This window comes from Lysinibacillus fusiformis, from assembly GCF_003049525.1.
In the GTDB taxonomy this organism is placed as follows: Bacteria; Bacillota; Bacilli; order Bacillales_A; family Planococcaceae; genus Lysinibacillus; species Lysinibacillus fusiformis.
Window position 1 is genome coordinate 1 of record NZ_PYWL01000007.1, and the last position, 19,788, is coordinate 19,788.

A 19,788-nucleotide genomic window follows, 5' to 3' on the forward strand; every position below is an offset into this window, starting at 1 on the left:
AGTAGCGCCAGTAGCACCAGTAGTTCCAGTAGAACCGGTAGCTCCAGTTACACCCGTAGCTCCGGTAACACCAGTAGAGCCTGTAGCTCCGATATCACCAGTAGCCCCAGTTACACCCGTAGCGCCAGTAGAACCAGTGGTTCCAGTTACACCAGTAGCGCCAGTAGAACCGGTAGCCCCAGTTACACCAGTAGCGCCAGTAGTTCCAGTTACACCAGTAGCTCCGGTAACACCCGTAGCCCCTGTAATACCACCAGTAGTTCCGGTAGGTTTTACAGGCCAAACTGGACAACTTGGAATAGGCCCAGTTCTACAACAACAAGGAAAAGAATTACATTTACTACATACTCGTTTTAAATAATTTCCAAAATGCAAAGTCTCACCTCCTCTCTCAAATATCGTATTCCGAGAATTGATAGAGGAGGTAGACACATAACTATTTACTAATAGTAAATAGTAGGTTTGTTAATAAAACTTGAAGATTCATAATGACCTGCTAAATACTAACGGGTAATTTTTTGTCCTATTTATTCTAGCGATTAGAATTACTGGGAATCAGTCTGATTAGACTTTAAAGTTTGCTCGAAATACTTTTTATTGTGTAAAACCTTTGCGTCGTTTGGGATAAAGGAGCCGGCTAATTCATTGTGTGCGTTTGCGAGTTCGTATTGTTGTAGACGGTCAAATAGAACACAAAGCTGTAGGTGAGGAAGCCAAGTTGAGAAGCTTTTATTTTGAAAAGGAGCGTTAGGATTTTGTTTAATGATAAGTGCTTGTTCATACCAGAAAATAGCTTCATAATTCTTATATTGCTCCATGAAATGATAACCTAGTCGACAACAGGCCTCAGGGCGGGGTACATCGTATTCAAAGCTTCTTAATATTGCACTAAAATTGTTTTCTGGATCATTTAAATTCGAATAGCAATCCGCTAATTTAAAGCAAGCACGAATATTATCTTCCACCCAGCCTAGCTTTGACGTTAAAAATAATTCGTAATAGTAAATGGCTTCTTCAAATTGACTGTGATCTAATAACTCATTGGCAAAATAAAATGTATCTCGTGGTGATAATATTTCACCAGATTCAACTAATGTCTTATAAATCGTAATATTACGTGAATGGTCATGAGTTAATGGTAAGTGACTAACCGCTATATCGCTTTCTATTAATTCGCCACCTACTTCCAAATATTCGTGAACAGCACCAATCCATTGGAAGCTTTTTTCTTTCTTTACTAGTCGGTTTCTTCTTATTAAAGCATCTACATTTCCTTCACTATCGAAGCTGAGATTGTAATTCATTGAAACGGCATCAATAGTAGGGGAAAGAGAACTCTTTAACGCCTTAAATTTTTCTTGATCTTCTTCTAAAAAAACATCGTCTGCATCTAACCAAAGAATGTAATCCATCGTTGCTTGCTGAAAGGAATAGTTTCTGGCAGCGGCAAAATGATGGATCCATTCAAAATCAAAAATTCTATCTGTAAATTGAGCAACAATTTGTTTTGTACGATCTGTTGAACCTGTATCTACAATATTGATTTCATCTACTAAACCTTTAACAGATTCAAGACATCTACCGATGACATCTTCTTCATTTTTCACAATCATACATAAGCTGATGGAAACCACATTTTATTCCTCCTTACCATTATCCTTGTAGTATATGTATAGAAGGAAGTATTGGCTGGATGAATACAATTGAATTGTGAAATGTATTTTTATGGTTTGTCATAAATTTACCTTTCAAGTTTCACCCGAATTTCACAATTGTGAAGTATAGTAAAGGGGCAGAGGTGATAACGTTGAAAAAATGGGCATTCTTCATTTTTTCTTTACTACAAATAGTTTGGTTAGCGGGTTGTACTGAAAAATCTTATGAATCGATTGAGCGTGATCGAAATTTTATAGCTTCATTAAATATTCAAGAGCCATCATTAGACTTTATTGATGAAAATGGCCATGTATTAGCGAAGTGGTTATTTGATAGAGCTTATTCAGGGGCAACATTACTAGGGGATGATCAAGTTCTCTTATACGGACACCAATTAAATACCATTGATGTCTATACACTATCAACTGGAGAAAAGCTCTATTCTCAAAAAGTAGAGGTTGGTACAACGAATGTGTATTATGATGACAATATCAAGCAATTTTTTATAACGAATAGTAAAACTAATACAGTGACAAGCTTTGATCATGAAGGAAACGTGTTGGCCTCCAAGCGGATAGGTAATTATCCTATGTCAATGGCATCGTATAAGGATAAGCTGTATGTGATAAATTTTAAAGATACAAAATTATCTGTTTTAAATATGAAAGATTTACAAATTGAACAGGAGTGGCCGATACAAAAATCTTCACATGGAATAGCCATTGTAGACGAGACACATGAACTTTGGATAGGTGGCCATGGAGAAGGAAGTAAGCCAAATAGTTCGGTTAAAAAATATGATTTGAGCAGTGGTCAATTGCATGGTGAAATAAACATGCCATTGATGCCAGTAGGGTTAAAAAAGACAAAGGATGCTGTACTTGTTGTAAGTCATGGTCATAATGAGTTATATGTTGCTGACTTTGATGGTCATATAAAATGGCAGCAGGAAGTAGGGGCAAACCCTTTTGTGGTCAATCAATTTAAAGACTATATTGTTGTCGCTGGCTATGACGATCACAAATTACACTTTATAAAAGATGGCCAGAAAGAAAAAACAGTTGATGTCGGGAAAGGTGCTTTTCAGCTGTTAGTAAGGGAGGAAAAACAATGACAACTGTATTAATAGTTGATGATGAGCAAGATATGCGGAACCTAATAGAAATGATGCTCAATAACTCTGATATTGAAACATTTACTGCTGCAAGTGGTACTGAGGCATACGATATAATTGTACGTGAGAAAATTGATTTAGTGCTGCTTGATGTAATGATGCCGCATGAGGATGGCTTTGTTGTGTGTCAAAGTATACGGGCTATGTCCAATGTTCCGATTATATTCCTGACAGCACGTGACGCCAATGATGACAAAGTGAAGGGTCTTACACTTGGTGGTGATGATTATATTGTTAAACCATTTACACATGATGAACTAGTCGCTAGAATTTACGCAGTATTAAGAAGAAGTGGTGCAAATATTGCAGAGCTACAACAAAAATATGTTGTATTTGGTCCCATTAAAATAGATGAAATAGCACGTAAAGTATCGGTCGATGGAAAAAGTATCCCCCTTACTTTAAAAGAATTTGAACTACTCCATTTATTTATGAAAAATCCTGGAAATGCCTATACACGTGAGCAATTATTAGAACGCATTTGGGATATTGATTATGTAGGTGGGACTCGAACTGTCGACACTCATATAAAAACCTTACGCATCAAGCTTGGAAAGGAAGCGGCTGCACATATTCAAACGGTCTGGGGAGTCGGCTACCGCTTTGATCCTGGCGAATGAAAAAGATAGCCACACGTATTTGGTTGTTAATTTTTGCATTTTTAATTATTACTGTTGTTTTTATGTATGTCCTCACGAATTTTTTATACCAACGCTTATATGTACAAGATACGGAAGATACAATGGTTGAGGTTGGCCTAAAGCTACAGACAATGTATAACAATGGAAAGGTAACGGATGAATTTATTGCAGACATTGAACGTTTTAACGATTATTCAAATTTAAATATATTTGCGGTAAGAAATCCACGTGAATTAAGTGCCTGTGTTCCATTTGATATAGATTATGAAACATTAATTGGACCTGAAGAAAGACAGAAATTACTTTCTGGTAGTTATGTGCAAAAAATTGGCTATGAACCTCGTTTCGATCGACAGCTAATTTCTGTCGTCTTGCCCCTTGTCGATCAAAATAGATTAGAAGGAATCATTTACATTTATTTCCCTCTAGCCAAAATTAGTGAATTAGCTAATAGTGGGGTGATTCTGTTATTTATTAGTGCTTTCATTTTTTTAGTGGTTGTAAGCTATTTAATTTATAAAGGTATTCGGCATATTATGCGACCATTAAACGATTTGCAACTTGCGGTGGAACAGATGTCCTACGGGAATTATGAGACACGTGTACCTGTAAATTCACGAGATGAAATCGGTAAATTATCAAGCACCTTTAATAAAATGGCAGAGGCAATCCAGCAAGAGGATGAAGCACAAAAAACATTTTTAGCGACTGTTTCTCATGAGTTACGAACACCAATTAGCTATGTAAAGGGCTATAGTGAAGCAATGCAAAATGGCATCATCACAGAAAATCAAAAAGAGGAAACGATTCAGCTTATTGTTCGTGAGGCTAATCGAATGGAGAGGTTGACGAACGAATTACTTCAACTTGCCAGAACTGAAAATGAACAAACAGACATAGTAGTGTATCCAATTCCTCTGGGAGAGACTTTACGAGAGGTTCAAAAAATCTTAACACATCAAGCTGATAAAAAGAACATAACATTACACTTAGATGTGGACGATGCCTTAATTATTCAAGCGGATGAGGTAAAGCTTAAACAAATTTTCATAAATATTATTGAAAATGCTATTAATTACTCGTATGAAAATTCGAAGGTTGAAATGGTTGCTCTTGAAAAGAATGGAAGTGCACAAATCACCATCAAAGATTATGGAATCGGCATCCCACAAGAGGATATATCACACGTAACAGAGCGATTCTACCGTGTTAACAAGGCGCGGAGTCGAGCAGATGGCGGTAGTGGACTAGGTTTATCGATTGTAGAGCAATTATTAAAACAGCTACAGGGAAGATTGGAAATAAAAAGTATTATTGAAAAAGGCACAATCGTTAAGATTACATTGCCATTAATGGAGGATTAAAAAATGAAAAAATGGTTATTTGCACTAATTGCGGTTCCTGCCTTATTGGTAGGCTGTGGAGAAAAAAAAGAAGAGGCTTTACCGGAGCCAGAAGTTCCACAAATACCAGAAGTTGAAATTTTAACACCAAAAGAAGTACCACTTAATGAAACAATTGAGCTAGCAGCACATGTTGAGCAGGGTGGTAAAAATGTCGATGACGCAGTAGTAGAGTTTGAAGTGTGGGAATCAGGGAAACGTGATGAAGGCCAAATGATTGATGGAAAATTAGACAAAGATGGCGTATATAAAGCGACAACTACATTTGATCATGATGGGGTTTATTATATGTATGCGCATACAACAGCAAATGGTGTTCATAACATGCCTAAGCAAGAAATTCTTGCAGGAAGTCCCGATATGACACAAGTTTTGCCAGAAGATGAAAAGAGCAATAACAGTATGGATAATAACATGATGAACCATGATAATGGCACTTCTGACGACACTGATCAGACTGAAGAAAAAAAAGATGAAGAAAATCATCATTAAACACTTGCAATTTTTTTAAAATAGGAATATGATAATGACCAGATGACCGGAATGGTTTTCTGGTCATTTTTATGAAAGTGTACTTTTGATGTACATAACCTAACAAGAAAGGGTGTTACTAATGGATCGTAGGCAGGAAATTCTTGAAGCAGCTGCAAAATCTTTCACATTGTTTGGCTACAAAGCAACAACAATGGAGCAAGTGGCAAAGATAGCTAATGTCGGTAAAGGTACGATTTATACATTCTTTGCAAATAAAGAGATTTTATTTCAGGAAATCGCTATGTCACTAGTCCGAGAGATGAAGGGTGAAGCGGATGCAGTGTTGGATGCATCAGCAAGCTTTATGGATAATGCACATAATGCTTTAATGAAAATGCTACAGTTCCGTGAAAAACATCTTTTATTTGCGAAGTTAATAGAGGAAGAAAAAGAACTACGTACACCAGCTGTTAAACAGGTGCTCCTACGCATCGAGACAGAAATTTTATCGTATGTTGCAGAGTTAATTCAGCGACGTATAAATAAAGGTGAAATTAGAGATTGTGATGCAGAGCTGGTTAGTTACTTACTATTAAAGGCCTATCTTGCATTTGTTGTCGATTGGCATGAGTTACACGGTGATGTGATCCCTGAAGAGAAGATTCTTAATCTTTTCAAGGAGACAATCTTTCGAGGTTTAATTCTAACTTGATTCGATTTCAATACTCACAAAAGTGTCGAATCAAGTGTTCTTTTTGCAAAGGTTGAAGGGTTTATATTTTTTTGAACAAAAATGACCGAATGACGTTTTCGGTCAAACAGTTTAGGAGTGAGGATATTATATGATTAAAGCTGAGTGGCTGAAGATCTTTAAAACAAGAAAAATGCTTGTTTCCATTATTGCTGTATTATTTATTCCAGTAATGTATGCGGGTATGTTTTTATGGGCGTTTTGGGATCCTTATGCAGGGCTTCCTAATCTTCCAGTAGCTGTTGTTAATGAGGATACTGGTGCTGAGATGGATGACGTAAAATTAGACTTAGGGGACACCTTAGTTGATAAGTTGATAGATAGCGAGCAGTTTAACTTTATAGAGGTCTCAAAAGAAGAAGCCGAAAAAGGTTTAAATAGCCGTGATTATTATATGATTCTAGAAATTCCAACAAATTTCTCTGAGCATGCTACAACATTATTAGATGACAAACCATCAAAATTGGTTATGAACTACATTCCAAACGAAGGGCTAAACTTCCTTGGTGCACAAATTGGTGAGACTGCAATGGATCGTGTCCGTGCAGAAGTAAATTCACAAGTTTCAGCAACTTACGCTGAAAAATTATTTGATTCTATTGCAACGCTTGGTGATGGCTTTACAGAAGCCGCAGATGGCTCTAATAAGCTTGATGAAGGTGCCCAAAAAGTTGCGAACGGTGCAAAAGATTTAAAAGGTTATCTTGAACAGCTAGCATCAAGTACAGTTGAACTATCAAATGGTACAGATAAATTAACAAAAGGTGCTGGAGATGCTGCAAAAGGTGCGAATGATTTATCTAGTGGTTTAGTTAAACTTCAAGATGGTACAGTACAATTACAACAAGGTGCACAGCAAGCTGCCAATGGTGCAACTAGCCTTGAGCAAGGATTATCACAATATACACAAGGTGTTGCTAAAGTTGGGGCAGGTTTAAACACTTTAAATGATAAACAGCAACAAATTAGTGCAGGTGCAGCTTCTATTGCTGAAAATGCAGGTGCATTAAATGGTGCAGCGAACCAATTAACTGCTGGTTCTGCTAAGGTAGAAGCAGGTATTACAGCGTTATCCAACCAGTTACAAACAATGATGGCTTCAATGCCAGAGGAACAAGCAGCGGCATTAAAGCAAACATTAGCAGAGCTACAAGCAGGTAGTGCTAGTGTGCACAACGGTTTAACATCATTATCTGCAGGTACAGAAAAATTACAAGCTGGTGCTAATCAAGTAAGCTCAGGTGCAGGTCAAATTGCAGCAGGGCAAGCTGAGGTGCTAGCAGGTGCTAATGCACTAACAGCAAAAAGTAATGCTTTAGTGGAAGGTGCCAAAGGTCTACAAGCAGGTAATGCAACATTAGCTGCAAAATTAGGGGAACTAAATGCGGGTGTGAATACAGCTGTAACAGGCTCTAAAACATTGGCATCTGGTTTAAATGAATTAGCGAATGGTACAACGACATTAAATCAAGGTACATCTACCCTTGCTTCAAAATCTGGTGAGCTAGCACAAGGTTCAGCAACACTTGCAGATGGTTCTACAGAACTTGCTGACGGTACGTCTACATTATCAGGCAAATTAGGTGAGGCAAGTGAAAAAGCAAATGAAGTAAAAGCTAATCAAGACACTTACGATATGGTAGGTAGTCCAGTTGAAGTTGAAAAAGAATCAGTCAACCATGTTCCTAACTATGGTACAGGTTTTGCACCATACTTTATTTCTCTAGGTTTATTCGTAGGTGCATTATTAATTTCAATTGTGTTCCCACTTGTTGAACCAGCTATTCGTCCAAAAAATGGTGCATCTTGGTTCACAAGTAAAGTGACTGTTTTAGCAGTCGTAGGTTTAGTGCAAACAGTACTAACAGTAGTTATTGTTAAATGGGGTCTAGGACTTGAAGTAAATAACATGGGCCACTTTATCTTAACAGCATTATTAACAAGCTATGTATTTTTAGCATTAATCCAGATGCTAGTTTCGATCTTTGGTGATCCAGGACGTTTCATGGCAATTGTTGTATTGATTTTACAATTAACAACAAGTGCAGGTACTTTCCCACTTGAATTAATTCCATCACCATTACAAGTATTTAACAAACTATTACCGATGACTTATACGGTTCAAGCATTTAAAACAAGCATTTCTACTGGCGATACGTCATTCTTAATGCAAAACTATGGAGTTTTAGCTGGCTTCTTAGTAGCATTCTTAGCCATCACATTCGGTTATTTCATGCTACTGCATAACAAACGTTACTCTAAAATAGCTGAAGAAAACTAAAATAGTTGAAGCACTCACCAACTGAGGTGGGTGCTTTATTTTGTCTTTAAACGCCAAAAAACAACAGCTGATATGAGCGTATCAGCTGTTGTTTTGTAAGTGTAAGAGATTTAATTAAAGGTTCATCATAAAATATGATGAAGTTATCATTATGACTACGTGTGGGGCACGTAAATGACAATTACAGAATAGGCAAATGCTTATAGGTGGTTACATTTTTCACAAGTGTTGCAGTAGCATTCACTTTGTTCTTCAATTTTTTCACCGCACTCTGTACATTGCTTAGCAGGCAAATTCTTGAAAAATTCAACTACGTTTTCTAACATTGTGGACTCCTCCTTTAAGTTCATCTGTACTATTACTGTTCTGATATTTACTAGTGTATTATAACAGATGCTTTTCGTCAACACAAAACGCCTAATTTGCGTTAAAATAAATATGGATATTTTGTGAAGGAGGAAACGTAAACTATGATTTTCGTTGATAATAAAGGGATCCATGATCCGCGTGTTAACCTTGCTATTGAGGAGTATTTACTTAAAACAATGGATGTTGAAAAGGAGCCAGTGCTACTTTTCTATATTAACCAGCCGTCCATCATTATTGGTAAAAATCAAAATACCATTGAAGAAATTAATACGGATTATGTAGAAGATAATGACATTATTGTTGTTCGCCGTTTGTCTGGCGGTGGAGCCGTGTATCATGATTTAGGAAATCTTAATTTCAGTTTTATTACAAACGATGATGGCGATAGCTTTATGAATTATAAAAAATTCACGCAGCCAGTAGTAGATGCTTTGGCAAAAATGGGTGTGAATGCAGAGCTTTCAGGACGTAATGATATTCTTGCAGAGGGTCGTAAAGTTTCCGGAAATGCCCAGTTTTCTACACGAGGCCGTATGTTCAGTCATGGTACGTTGATGTTTGATACTGAAATAGATGCCGTTGTGTCAGCCTTAAAAGTCAAAAAGGATAAGATTGAATCTAAAGGAATTAAATCCATTCGCTCCCGAGTAGCAAACATTTCTGAGTTTTTAAAAGAGAAGATGACGATAGAAGAATTTCGTCTTGAAATTTTAAAATCCATTTTCGGTGGCGAAGCAAACATTCGTTATTATGAACTGACGGATCAAGATTGGGAAAATATTCATAAGCTTTCAGCAGAACGTTATCAAACATGGGAATGGAATTATGGTAAATCGCCGCGCTTTAATATTCAAAAGACGCACCGTTTCCCAACAGGAGGCATTGATATTCGCCTTGAAGTTAATCATGGTGTCATCGAAGAGGCACATATTTTTGGTGATTTCTTTGGTGTAGGGGATATGACTGATATAGAACAACGCCTAGTTGGGACAAACCATGATAGAACGGCTATAGCAGAAGCATTAGCAGATATTGATATTCCTACATATTTTGGTGGAATTTCAACTGAGGACTTTTTACAATTAATTTATTAAGAAAAATTCGATTTCATGTAATGATTTAGCCTAAAGGTTCGCTGACAATTATGTCGTCGAACCTTTTTTTGATACAATATAGTTAGAAAGGAGTGTTGATATGGAAAAGCATCGAATATTCATAGTTGAAGATGATGTGAAGATTGCATCATTACTAGCGGAAACGCTTAGAAAATATCAATACGAAGTTGAAACCATTCAAGAATTTGATCATCTTATAGAAGAATTTACAGCATTTAATCCACATATGGTGCTGCTTGATATAAATTTACCTTCATATGATGGCTACTATTGGTGCCGTCAGCTACGTCAGCATACAACGTGTCCAATTATTTTTATTTCTGCTCGCTCAGGGGAAATGGACCAAATTTTTGCACTTGAAAATGGGGGCGATGATTTTATTACAAAGCCCTTTAATTATGAAATTGTCTTGGCTAAAATTCGTAGTCATTTGCGTCGTACATATGGTGAGTATGCTACAAGGCAAGAGGAGCGGACAATTAAGCAAGGACAGCTTATTCTTCATTTAGAGAGGATGGAGCTGCATAAAAATGAATTAGAAATCCCACTCCAGAAAAAAGAGTGTATTATTTTAGAATTGCTTATGGGGAATGCTCCGAAAGTAGTAACACGGGAGCAACTATTAGAGGAACTTTGGGATGATCAAGCATTTGTCGATGAAAATACGTTGAATGTTAATATGACTCGCGTCCGTAAAAAATTAGCGGATTATCAAATTGCATCAACTATTGAAACTGTGCGTGGCGCAGGCTATCGATTCATATTGAGTGCGGGTGAATTATAGTGGGCTGGAAATTATTTTTACGTGATTATGCATCATTTATTGTATTTCAGCTCCTATTAGTTGGCTTTATCATGGTGTTATATGGACTAGATGGATTCAGAAATATCGATACAGCTATATATTCCTTCTGTATCAGTCTTGTGCTGCTCTGTTCATTTTTACTTGTTCGCTATTTAATGCGGCAACGTTATTTGTTGAAAATATCCCAGCTACCAACAGCAATGGAGGATGTGTTACAAAAAAATGCCAAAACGCCAGAAGCAATGCAAACAGAGAAATATATGCATGAGCTATATCGACTCTATCAACATGAGCTGCATTCATTATACGCTAGTCAAAAACGTCATGATCAATTTATGAATCAGTGGGTGCATCAGATGAAAACACCTATATCTGTCATAGAGTTACTGCTGCAGGATGATCGTCCGCTGGATAAGAAAAATGTGCAGGAGGAAATTGATCGTTTACGTAGAGGCTTAGACATGGTGCTTGTAAATGCACGATTAGAAAACTTCGAAGATGATATGCAAGTAGAACAGGTTGCATTAAAGTCCATAGTGACTGCAACTGTTAATGAGAATAAACGTTTATTTATTACGAAAAGAGTATTCCCTGAAATTCATATTGAAGATGATCTTATTGTGGCGAGTGATTCGAAATGGCTTCGCTTCATTCTCGGTCAGTTTGTAACCAATGCAGTGAAATACACATTTGAAGCCAATAAAAAAATAGTCATTTCTGCTATTAAAAAGGATGATTATGTACAGCTAGCCATTTGCGATGAGGGGATCGGTATTCCAGCTTCTGACCTTTCACGTGTTACGAAGGCCTTTTTTACTGGTGAAAATGGGCGGAAAACAGGGGAGTCTACTGGGATGGGCCTTTATTTAGCCAAGGAAATTTGCGAGAAGCTTGGACATGAATTGGCTATTTCATCAGAGGTAGGAAAAGGGACGATTGTTACAGTGACATTTACAAATTAGGGGGAGCTAGGATGACAGAAGTAAGCATTGAAGGCTGGCTATTAAATATCGATAAAGAGAAAACAAAGTCTCTTTTTATGACACATTTGCAAGAGGGCGATCAAGTAACTTATCAAAATTTCGTCATGGCAAATGAAGTGCTAAATGAAGAACTACTGCATTTTTCAAATATCCTTGGGTTAAACTTACAACAACCAACATTATTAAATGCGTTTCCTGTCGATGGTCAACAGATTATGTATAGTGGACATTACACTGTATATGGTGAAATTCTAGAGGGAGAAATGGATGCCTGGGATGTCATTATAGGAGAGCATTGTTTTAGTTTGGTAGCTGAAGAGTCCGTTTTAGAATTAACAGAGCCCCATTTTCAAATCGGCTTTGAAGTTGTATTACAGTGGCTTTTACCGCAATCATTAGAATTAATGAAGAAATAAGGTGAATTTAGCATGCCTATATTACAAATTAAAGATGTGACAAAAGTTTATGAAGGCAAGGTCACACATCGTGCCTTAAATCAATTGAGCTTTGACGTGGAAGAAGGTGAATTTTTAGCAGTTATGGGCCCTTCTGGAAGTGGTAAAACAACATTATTGAATATTATTTCTACTATTGATGAACCAACGAGTGGAGAGATAATTTTAGATGGCATGAATCCTCATAAGCTTAATGCAACAGAGCTTGCCTACTTTAGAAGAAGGCAGCTAGGCTTTGTCTTTCAGGACTTCAATCTTCTGCATATGCTAACAGTTGAGGAGAATATTGTGTTGCCGTTAACATTGGACCAGCAACCGTTAGAGGTAATGGAGGAACGGCTGGCTAATATTGTCGATAAGTTAGATTTGACGCCCTTCTTGCATAAGCGTCCAAATGAAATTTCGGGTGGACAAGCACAGAGAACCGCCATAGGTCGAGCACTTATTCATAATCCGAGTCTCATTTTAGCAGATGAGCCAACAGGTAATTTAGATTCGAATTCTTCACGAGATGTACTTGAACTTTTAACGAAAGTAAATAAAGATAAACGCACGACGATTGTGATGGTAACGCATGATCCAATTGCAGCAAGTTACTGTGATCGAGTGCTATTCATAAAAGATGGCGAATTTTTCAATGAAATTTATCGAGATGACCGCCGTCAAATGTTTTTCCAACGTATATTAAATGTTTTGAGCTTACTAGGAGGAGGGCAAGTAGGTGACCTTTCGACAATTCGCTTACCGTAATGTCGTACGGAACAGCCGGATATATGGTGCCTTTTTCATGGCGAGCTTTTTTTCTGTGGCTGTATTTTTTATCTATTCAATGCTGATGTTTCATCCTGATATTGAACGAGGAATATTAGGAGAAGTATCACTTATTGGCATGGTGGGTGCTGAAATTGTACTCGTCCTTTTTACGTTATTCTTTTTATATTATTCTATGAGTGCCTTTTTAGAGGCTAGATCACATGAATTTGCGATGTTATTGCATCTAGGAATGGAAAAGCGTCAGATGAATAAACTTGTCTTTCTTGAGACAATGATTATTGGGGCAGGCTCCATCATTGTAGGAATTGTTTTTGGCTTTTCTTTTTCAAAATTCTTTTTCATGATTGTGCGAGAAATTTTACATTTGGATGAATTACCATTGTATGTTTCCTGGCAGCCATTCCTACTCACAATAGGCGTATTCACAAGTGCCTTTGTCGTCATTTCTTTTATTAGTGTATATTTTACACGAGAGAGGAAATTACGAGATCTAATTAAAGGTAGCGATTATTTAAATAGTTTAACAACTTATTCCAAAATTCGGGCTATATACGGTATTACTTTAATTTTAGGGACTTATATTCTCGCGTTTGTTGTAGGACATACGTCTTTAATAGGACTAACGCTATTAATACCATTTTCAGCAACATTTGGTACTTATTATTTTTTCAGCGATTCTGTCCCGTGTTTTTTAGACTTAGCACGTGGTAAACGTAAATTTCATTGGCAACGCTATCGTCTGCTCTCACTAGCTGAGCAAACTCATATTATGATGGATAATGTGAAAATGTTTTTTGTCGTTACTATGGTGTCCACACTCGCATTTTTATCTGTAGGTGTATTAGCGACAATGTCTTCTTACACAACCCAATATGATCGTTTAAATCCATTGGGCTTAGTTTATAAGGGGGATATTGATAATCCTTTTGAGCGAGAGCATATAAATTCTTTGCGTCTGCAATTAGAAGAGAAGGGGTTATCCTATCAGCTGTCCCGCTTTGTTGTTGTTAAGCAAACATCTTCTTTCACGCAAAATGAAGTAGAGGTTTTTCGTGAGTCCGATATGAATGTCTTGCTATCTTCCTATAGTTATCCACTTCTAAATCTTGGTCCCGGTGAAGCGGTATTTATTCCTTATTCAGAGGATTCACTAAAAAAATTAAAAAATAGAGTTGTGCATACAGTGCTTGAAGAAAATTCGATACCAATTACAATTGATAGTGTTTATCCTAAGATTGTGTTTCCTGGTTCAATTGTAAGCGTAAACTCGATCGTTATTAGTGATGAGGATTTTGCAAAGCTTATTCTTCCTATTTCTGAGAAAAACATTATTCAACCAAGCTATCATTTATTTACATTTGTTATTCCACAGTGGATGGAAACGAAGGAAGTCGGTAAGGACATCGATTATTTAGAATCCAATTTATATTTTCTTAAAAAGGATAAATTCAGTCCATTCTACTTTGAAAATGCCGGTTTAAATTATTCTTATATATTAGCTACCTATTCATTATTTACATTAGTGGGAGTTCTAGTAGCTACCGTATTCTTACTGGCTGCAGGAAGCTTTATCTATTTCAAATTGCATACATCACTAGAGAGAGAAAAGCGTAAATTTGATGTTTTAATGCGTATGGGTTTAACGGATATAGAGTTAAAGAAGCTTGTTAACCGCCATTTATTTCCTCAATTCTTCTTACCGTGGGGCGTTGCTATGATGCACAGTGCCTTTGCGTTTCTAATGGTACAGGGCATTTTGAAAGATATCGCGAATATTTCTATTGTAAAAGAAGTATTCTTTGCTTTTGGCTTTTTTGTATTAATTCAAGTAGTGTATTTTTATTTAATTCGTTGGCGATACATTTCTCATATTCGTTCGTAATGTATTTGTTTAAAAGAGAAAAAAATGAATTATTTAACGTAATTTATGACATGAAATAAAAAGACTGATTGTTTTTTACATATATTTCTTATATAATATTACTGAATAACGATTCATTTTATACGATAAGGGGATGGTGTAATTGAATTTAGTTTCACGTGTTCGTCAACAGGCAACAGAACAGCCGGAAAAAGTTGCGTATCATTTTATGGGGAAAGATACGACATACGGAGAATTCGAGCAAACAGTTGGTCGTTTTGCAAAGGGATTACAAGATTTGGGTGTTGAAAAAGGGGATCATGTGGCGTTTTTACTCGGCAATACACCACATTATTTAATTGCTTTGTATGCAACAATGCGTTTAGGGGCAACGGCAATTCCTGTTAACCCTATTTATACACCAGATGAAATTTCTTATATTTTGCATAATGGCGATGTAAAAGCAGTTATTGCGCTGGATCTTTTACTACCATTAGTGGAGAAAGGTGTACAAGCATTTCCGCAGGTTAAAGCATTTGTAGTTTGTGAAACAACGGCAGATATAGCGGAAAAAGTAGCAGCTTTATCACCAAGTGCGCAAGAAAAAACTCATTTATTTACACAAATCATCGCGAATACTTCTCAATCTTTACAACCTGTTGAAGTGGCAGATGATGACAATGCTATTATTTTATATACTTCGGGCACTACTGGCACTCCAAAAGGAGCGATGCTTACGCATGAAAATGTCTATTCAAATGCGCGTGATGTTGCCCATTATTTAGATATCCAAGAAAAGGATCGTGTCATTGCCACATTACCTGTATTCCATGTCTTTGCTTTAACAGTTGTTGTAAACGCGCCATTATTAAGTGGAGCAACAGTTTTACTAGCACCTAGATTTAGCCCTACAGAAATTTTTGCTTTAGCGCGAGAGCAAAAAGCAACAGTCTTTGCTGGGGTACCAACTATGTATAATTTCTTATACCAATTACCTGAAGGCAATCCTGAAGATTTTTCGACAATTCGTTTAGCTATTTCAGGAGGAGCATCTTTACCAGTTGCACTATTACATAATTTCGAGCAGAAATTTAATGTGCGTGTATCAGAAGGATATGGCTTATCAGAGGCATCACCTGTGACGTGTTTTAATCCTTTGGATCGTGACCGTAAAGCTGGATCTATTGGTACATCGATTAGCAATGTGGAAAATAGAGTTGTCGATGTAAACGGTCAGGAAGTACCTGTTGGCGAGGTTGGAGAGTTAATAGTACGTGGCCCTAACGTAATGAAGGGGTATTATAAAATGCCAGAGGAAACGGCAATGACAATCCGTGATGGCTGGCTCTATACAGGCGATTTAGCAAGAGTGGATGACGAAGGCTATTTTTATATTGTCGATCGTAAAAAGGATATGATCATTGTAGGAGGCTTTAATGTCTATCCTAGAGAGGTCGAGGAAGTATTGTTTGCCCATAATAACATTGTAGAGGCAGCGGTAGTTGGATTCCCTGATCCTAACTTAGGAGAGGCAGTTCATGCATATGTGGTATTAAAAGAAGTGGCGGCCACTACGACGGAAGATCTTCTATCGTATTGTGGTAAGCATATGGTGAAATATAAGGTGCCTAAGGTCATTGAAATTATGGATGAATTACCTAAAAATACGACTGGAAAAATACTTCGCCGTTCCTTAAAAGAAAAAGTATAAAGCGAAAAAAGCTACTATTGAAAAATGGTAGCTCTTTTTTTGTGTACATTATTCGTATAATAGTAAAATCAGTTGAGGTAAGTTATCTGTAAGTGATAAAATCAAACTTGTGAAATCTTCTACATACTTTTCAATAGCTTGTCATATAGTGAGGAAGTAATGTAAAAAGACGTACAAAACTGGAACCCTTTGATGTAAGGCTACGTCAAAGCTTTTAGGTAAAAATACTATTGAAAGAGAGCATACAAAAACATGATAGAACTCATTCAGGAGTTAATAAGCTTTATTGTGCATATCGATGTGCATTTAGAAGAAATCATTCGTGATTTTGGTAATTGGAGTTATCTTATTTTATTTGCCATTGTTTTTGTAGAAACAGGCGTCGTTATTTTCCCATTCTTACCAGGTGATTCATTACTATTCGCAAGTGGTACATTGGCTGCTGCAATGGGAGCCTTTGATATGTGGATATTAATACCAGTATTTTTAGCAGCGGCCATTTTAGGTGATACAATGAATTATCATATTGGTCATAAAGTTGGAACGTCGATTCCTCCAAAGAGCCTTCTCGGAAGAGTTGTAAAAAAAGAACGTATGGAAGCAGCTGAAAAATTCTTCAATACACATGGTGGAAAAACAATTGTAATAGCCCGTTTTATGCCGTTTATTCGTACATTTATCCCATTCGTAGCGGGAGCAAGTAAAATGAATTATAGCTACTTCTTACTTTATAATATTTTAGGTGCTATTTTATGGGTATTCAGCTGTACATTACTTGGTTATTTCTTTGGTAATATTCCTATTATTAAAGATAACTTCTCAGTTGTGCTTATATTGATTATTTTTATCTCTGTCGTTCCAGCAGTAATTGGTGCGATAAAAGCCAAAGTTAGCAAATAATTTGGACAGTCCTAACGTGATGCCACATCACTGGGACTGTCTTTTTTTAGGTAGAAAAAAGAACTAGTAAATCTATAATGATGATGATAAATTATATTGAAGTATAAGCATCAGGTCGTAAAAAATGCTATACTATTAATTACTAGAATGTGGAGAAATGGGGGCAACGAAATGGAAGTATTTATTGGCAGGCAGCCTATTTTTAATCTTCACGAACAGGTCGTTGCATATGAATTATTATATCGTGGCAAAAACGTTAATGCCTTTCCAATGGTTGATTCAGATGCAGCAACTATTGATGTACTGGTGAACTCATTTCTTTCAATTGGTTTTGAAGAAGTAACAAAAGGTAAGCCAGGTTTTGTTAATTTTACTGATAACTTATTAATGAGCTCCATTCATGAATTTTTAAATCCTTCACAAGTTGTCATTGAAATTTTAGAGGATGTTCCACTGACATCACAATTAGTGAAACGGGTGGTGGAGCTAAAAAAATATGGATTTCAAATTGCGTTAGATGATTTTATTATGGATGAACATGTTGAAATCTATGATGAATTATTTGAACAAGTTGATTATATAAAAGTAGATTTTCTAGCAACATCGATGGTTAAAAGAATGGAGATTGAAAATAAAGTAAAGGGAAATTATCCACATATTCAATTGCTCGCTGAAAAAGTAGAGACTCGTCATCAATTTGAAGTGGCTAAGTCTTCTGGATACGTCTTATTTCAAGGCTATTTCTTTGAACAACCTCAAATTATAAAAGCAACAGATATACCTGCTAATACGATTCAGTATATTCATATCATCTCCTTGCTAAAAGAAGAAGAACCAAATATTCAATTATTAGCAGAAAATATCGAACGAGATATTTCTTTGACGTATAAATTATTACAAATGATCAATAATTCTTCTAAGCGTTCAAAATCTAAAGTACGCTCCATTAAACAAGCAATCGTGTTATTAGGTATATCCAATTTACGAAAATGGATTTATCTATTAGCGATGCGAGAAATTGATATTGATGCGGATTCAGATCTTTTCAAAGAAGTGATGTGTATGTCCTTGTTTCGAGCAAAAGTTTGTGAGAAGTTAGCGAAGCTGTCTTACAAAAAGAATTTTTCGGAATATTTCCTTGTAGGTATGTTTTCGCTCATTGACACATTACTGCAAAGACCTATGAGCAGCATATTACATCAGCTACCATTTTCAGAAGATATTACAAATACAATTTTAGGGCATGAAACAGAGATGACACCATTTCTAGAATTTAGTATCGCTCTAGGCAAATTGGATTGGCCCCGATTAGAGGAGCTAGGTGCTCAATTAAATATCCCGCTTAATGATATGGATCTTCTATATTATGAGGCAATGGAATGGGCAGAAAAATCATTTTAAGTAAGTGCCAATATTTCGTACAAAAAGCTATCTTACATTCGTATAAGATAGCTTATTTTTATCCTCTACAATAGCTAATCTCTTCATCAAGATGAAGTTCTCAATGTAGAAAGTATTTGCTATAATCATCTCGTCTTAAAAAAATTCTGATAGTTGAAGTGGGCGTGGGGAAATGAAACATGATGTTAGGGAAAACATTGTGGACTATGTGTATGTTATTGTAGGAGCAGCAGTAATTGCTATTGGTTTTAATGTCTTTTTATTACCAAATCAGGTTGCCTCCGGAGGGGTAAGTGGAATTAGTACGATTTTGCATGGGTTATTTGGCTGGAATCCGGGTATTGTACAATATGCCTTTAATATTCCACTATTTATTGCTGGTGTTTTATTACTCGGCAAAAAATTTGGCATTAAATCATTTATTGGTACGATTACATTACCGTTTATTGTCTTGCTAACAAATAGCTGGGAGCCATGGACGGACAATCCTTTGCTTGGAGCTCTTTTTGGCGGAATTGTAGTGGGATTAGGAATAGGACTGGTCTTTAAAGGGAATGCTTCTACTGGTGGCACTGATTTACTAGCGCAAATCATTACGAAGTATACTGGATTAACGCTTGGTACAAGTGTACTGTTAATAGATGGAATCATAGCGATTAGTGCAGCAGTTGTTTTTGATTTAGAGAAAGGTTTGTATGCCCTAATTGGACTTTATGTAACAACCAAAACGATTGATATTATTCAGCTAGGTTTTAGCCAATCCAAAATGGTCTATATTATTACGTTGAAACAAGATGAAGTACGTGAAGCCATTTATGCAGAAGTCAATCGGGGTGTAACTAAGTTACAAGCATTTGGGGGCTATACAGGAGAGGCACGACCAGTTCTTATGGTTGTTGTTTATCAGACAGAATTCACAAAGCTGAAACAACTCATTAAAAGCGTTGACCCATCAGCGTTTGTCATCGTTTCGGATGCCTATGAGGTATTAGGAGAAGGTTTCAAACGTGCATAATTTTGGTATAATGGCGGCG

General features: G+C 36.5%; 18 protein-coding genes and 1 pseudogene. 16 read left to right on the top strand and 3 right to left on the bottom strand.

Going from position 1 to position 19,788, the window contains the following annotated elements; all coding sequences use genetic code 11:
- Window positions 1-375 (bottom strand): annotated as a pseudogene (locus C9J29_RS15655) (collagen-like protein); the annotation flags it as partial.
- A gap of 170 nt (window positions 376-545) precedes the next feature.
- Window positions 546-1,634 (bottom strand): glycosyltransferase family 2 protein, encoded by a 1,089-nt coding sequence (locus C9J29_RS15660; protein WP_043989571.1) that lies wholly within the window; start codon window positions 1,632-1,634, stop codon window positions 546-548.
- A gap of 164 nt (window positions 1,635-1,798) precedes the next feature.
- Here C9J29_RS15660 and C9J29_RS15665 point away from each other — a divergent pair, with 164 nt between their 5' ends.
- The 6 genes from C9J29_RS15665 (at window position 1,799) to C9J29_RS15690 (ending at window position 8,380) form a co-directional block, all read left to right on the top strand.
- Window positions 1,799-2,770 (top strand): YncE family protein, encoded by a 972-nt coding sequence (locus tag C9J29_RS15665; RefSeq protein ID WP_233301547.1) that lies wholly within the window; start codon window positions 1,799-1,801, stop codon window positions 2,768-2,770.
- Entirely contained in the window at window positions 2,767-3,450 is a 684-nt protein-coding gene (locus tag C9J29_RS15670) for a response regulator transcription factor (RefSeq protein WP_008173305.1), read from the top strand. The genes C9J29_RS15665 and C9J29_RS15670 overlap by 4 nt, the downstream gene beginning before the upstream one ends.
- Window positions 3,447-4,835, top strand: coding sequence for a sensor histidine kinase (locus tag C9J29_RS15675; protein ID WP_008173302.1), 1,389 nt, complete (start codon window positions 3,447-3,449; stop codon window positions 4,833-4,835). Before C9J29_RS15670 ends, C9J29_RS15675 begins: the two co-directional genes overlap by 4 nt.
- Window positions 4,836-4,838: 3 nt before the next feature.
- A complete protein-coding gene (locus tag C9J29_RS15680) occupies window positions 4,839-5,366 on the top strand; it encodes a FixH family protein (RefSeq protein WP_008173300.1) in 528 nt (175 codons plus the stop codon).
- Window positions 5,367-5,487: 121 nt separating this feature from the next.
- Window positions 5,488-6,060 carry a TetR/AcrR family transcriptional regulator gene (locus C9J29_RS15685; RefSeq protein WP_008173298.1) on the top strand — a complete coding sequence of 191 codons (573 nt, stop codon included), beginning with the start codon at window positions 5,488-5,490 and terminating at the stop codon, window positions 6,058-6,060.
- 130 nt (window positions 6,061-6,190) lie between these two features.
- On the top strand, window positions 6,191-8,380 hold the full coding sequence (locus C9J29_RS15690; RefSeq protein WP_090003043.1) for a YhgE/Pip domain-containing protein: 2,190 nt from the start codon (window positions 6,191-6,193) through the stop codon (window positions 8,378-8,380).
- Between the two features lie 200 nt (window positions 8,381-8,580).
- On the opposite strand, the gene yhfH is transcribed toward C9J29_RS15690, so the two are convergent.
- Window positions 8,581-8,706, bottom strand: a complete 126-nt coding sequence (yhfH, locus tag C9J29_RS15695; protein WP_008173294.1) for a protein YhfH — start codon at window positions 8,704-8,706, stop codon at window positions 8,581-8,583.
- Window positions 8,707-8,850: 144 nt separating this feature from the next.
- Between yhfH and C9J29_RS15700 the strand changes: the two genes are divergently transcribed.
- The 10 genes from C9J29_RS15700 to C9J29_RS15745 all read left to right on the top strand — a co-directional run bounded on the left by C9J29_RS15700 (window position 8,851) and on the right by C9J29_RS15745 (window position 19,769).
- Entirely contained in the window at window positions 8,851-9,843 is a 993-nt protein-coding gene (locus C9J29_RS15700) for a lipoate--protein ligase (protein WP_008173293.1), read from the top strand.
- A 100-nt stretch (window positions 9,844-9,943) separates the two neighbouring features.
- The gene (locus tag C9J29_RS15705; protein ID WP_008173292.1) at window positions 9,944-10,648 is read left to right on the top strand and encodes a response regulator transcription factor; all 705 of its coding nucleotides are present in this window, start codon (window positions 9,944-9,946) and stop codon (window positions 10,646-10,648) included.
- The gene (locus C9J29_RS15710; protein WP_008173291.1) at window positions 10,648-11,631 is read left to right on the top strand and encodes a sensor histidine kinase; all 984 of its coding nucleotides are present in this window, start codon (window positions 10,648-10,650) and stop codon (window positions 11,629-11,631) included. The genes C9J29_RS15705 and C9J29_RS15710 overlap by 1 nt, the downstream gene beginning before the upstream one ends.
- Window positions 11,632-11,642: 11 nt before the next feature.
- On the top strand, window positions 11,643-12,068 hold the full coding sequence (locus C9J29_RS15715) for a hypothetical protein (RefSeq protein ID WP_107922408.1): 426 nt from the start codon (window positions 11,643-11,645) through the stop codon (window positions 12,066-12,068).
- 12 nt (window positions 12,069-12,080) lie between these two features.
- Window positions 12,081-12,857, top strand: a complete 777-nt coding sequence (locus C9J29_RS15720; RefSeq protein ID WP_008173288.1) for an ABC transporter ATP-binding protein — start codon at window positions 12,081-12,083, stop codon at window positions 12,855-12,857.
- The gene (locus tag C9J29_RS15725; protein WP_043989568.1) at window positions 12,829-14,763 is read left to right on the top strand and encodes an FtsX-like permease family protein; all 1,935 of its coding nucleotides are present in this window, start codon (window positions 12,829-12,831) and stop codon (window positions 14,761-14,763) included. The genes C9J29_RS15720 and C9J29_RS15725 overlap by 29 nt, the downstream gene beginning before the upstream one ends.
- A gap of 142 nt (window positions 14,764-14,905) precedes the next feature.
- Window positions 14,906-16,453, top strand: a complete 1,548-nt coding sequence (locus C9J29_RS15730) for a fatty acid--CoA ligase family protein (RefSeq protein WP_089986259.1) — start codon at window positions 14,906-14,908, stop codon at window positions 16,451-16,453.
- Between the two features lie 255 nt (window positions 16,454-16,708).
- Window positions 16,709-17,353, top strand: a complete 645-nt coding sequence (locus C9J29_RS15735; protein WP_225316111.1) for a VTT domain-containing protein — start codon at window positions 16,709-16,711, stop codon at window positions 17,351-17,353.
- 171 nt (window positions 17,354-17,524) lie between these two features.
- The gene (locus C9J29_RS15740; RefSeq protein ID WP_043989566.1) at window positions 17,525-18,754 is read left to right on the top strand and encodes an EAL and HDOD domain-containing protein; all 1,230 of its coding nucleotides are present in this window, start codon (window positions 17,525-17,527) and stop codon (window positions 18,752-18,754) included.
- A gap of 172 nt (window positions 18,755-18,926) precedes the next feature.
- A complete protein-coding gene (locus tag C9J29_RS15745; protein ID WP_036120271.1) occupies window positions 18,927-19,769 on the top strand; it encodes a YitT family protein in 843 nt (280 codons plus the stop codon).
- Window positions 19,770-19,788: the final 19 nt, after the last annotated feature.

Excerpts from the sequence above, each read along its gene's own strand:
- C9J29_RS15670 (WP_008173305.1), top strand. The coding sequence starts at position 2,767 with ATGACAACTGTATTAATAGTTGATGATGAGCAAGATATGCGGAACCTA.
- C9J29_RS15675 (WP_008173302.1), top strand. The coding sequence starts at position 3,447 with ATGAAAAAGATAGCCACACGTATTTGGTTGTTAATTTTTGCATTTTTA.
- C9J29_RS15680 (WP_008173300.1), top strand. The coding sequence starts at position 4,839 with ATGAAAAAATGGTTATTTGCACTAATTGCGGTTCCTGCCTTATTGGTA.
- C9J29_RS15685 (WP_008173298.1), top strand. The coding sequence starts at position 5,488 with ATGGATCGTAGGCAGGAAATTCTTGAAGCAGCTGCAAAATCTTTCACA.
- C9J29_RS15690 (WP_090003043.1), top strand. The coding sequence starts at position 6,191 with ATGATTAAAGCTGAGTGGCTGAAGATCTTTAAAACAAGAAAAATGCTT.
- yhfH (WP_008173294.1), bottom strand. The coding sequence starts at position 8,706 with ATGTTAGAAAACGTAGTTGAATTTTTCAAGAATTTGCCTGCTAAGCAA.
- C9J29_RS15700 (WP_008173293.1), top strand. The coding sequence starts at position 8,851 with ATGATTTTCGTTGATAATAAAGGGATCCATGATCCGCGTGTTAACCTT.
- C9J29_RS15705 (WP_008173292.1), top strand. The coding sequence starts at position 9,944 with ATGGAAAAGCATCGAATATTCATAGTTGAAGATGATGTGAAGATTGCA.
- C9J29_RS15715 (WP_107922408.1), top strand. The coding sequence starts at position 11,643 with ATGACAGAAGTAAGCATTGAAGGCTGGCTATTAAATATCGATAAAGAG.
- C9J29_RS15720 (WP_008173288.1), top strand. The coding sequence starts at position 12,081 with ATGCCTATATTACAAATTAAAGATGTGACAAAAGTTTATGAAGGCAAG.
- C9J29_RS15740 (WP_043989566.1), top strand. The coding sequence starts at position 17,525 with ATGGAAGTATTTATTGGCAGGCAGCCTATTTTTAATCTTCACGAACAG.
- C9J29_RS15745 (WP_036120271.1), top strand. The coding sequence starts at position 18,927 with ATGAAACATGATGTTAGGGAAAACATTGTGGACTATGTGTATGTTATT.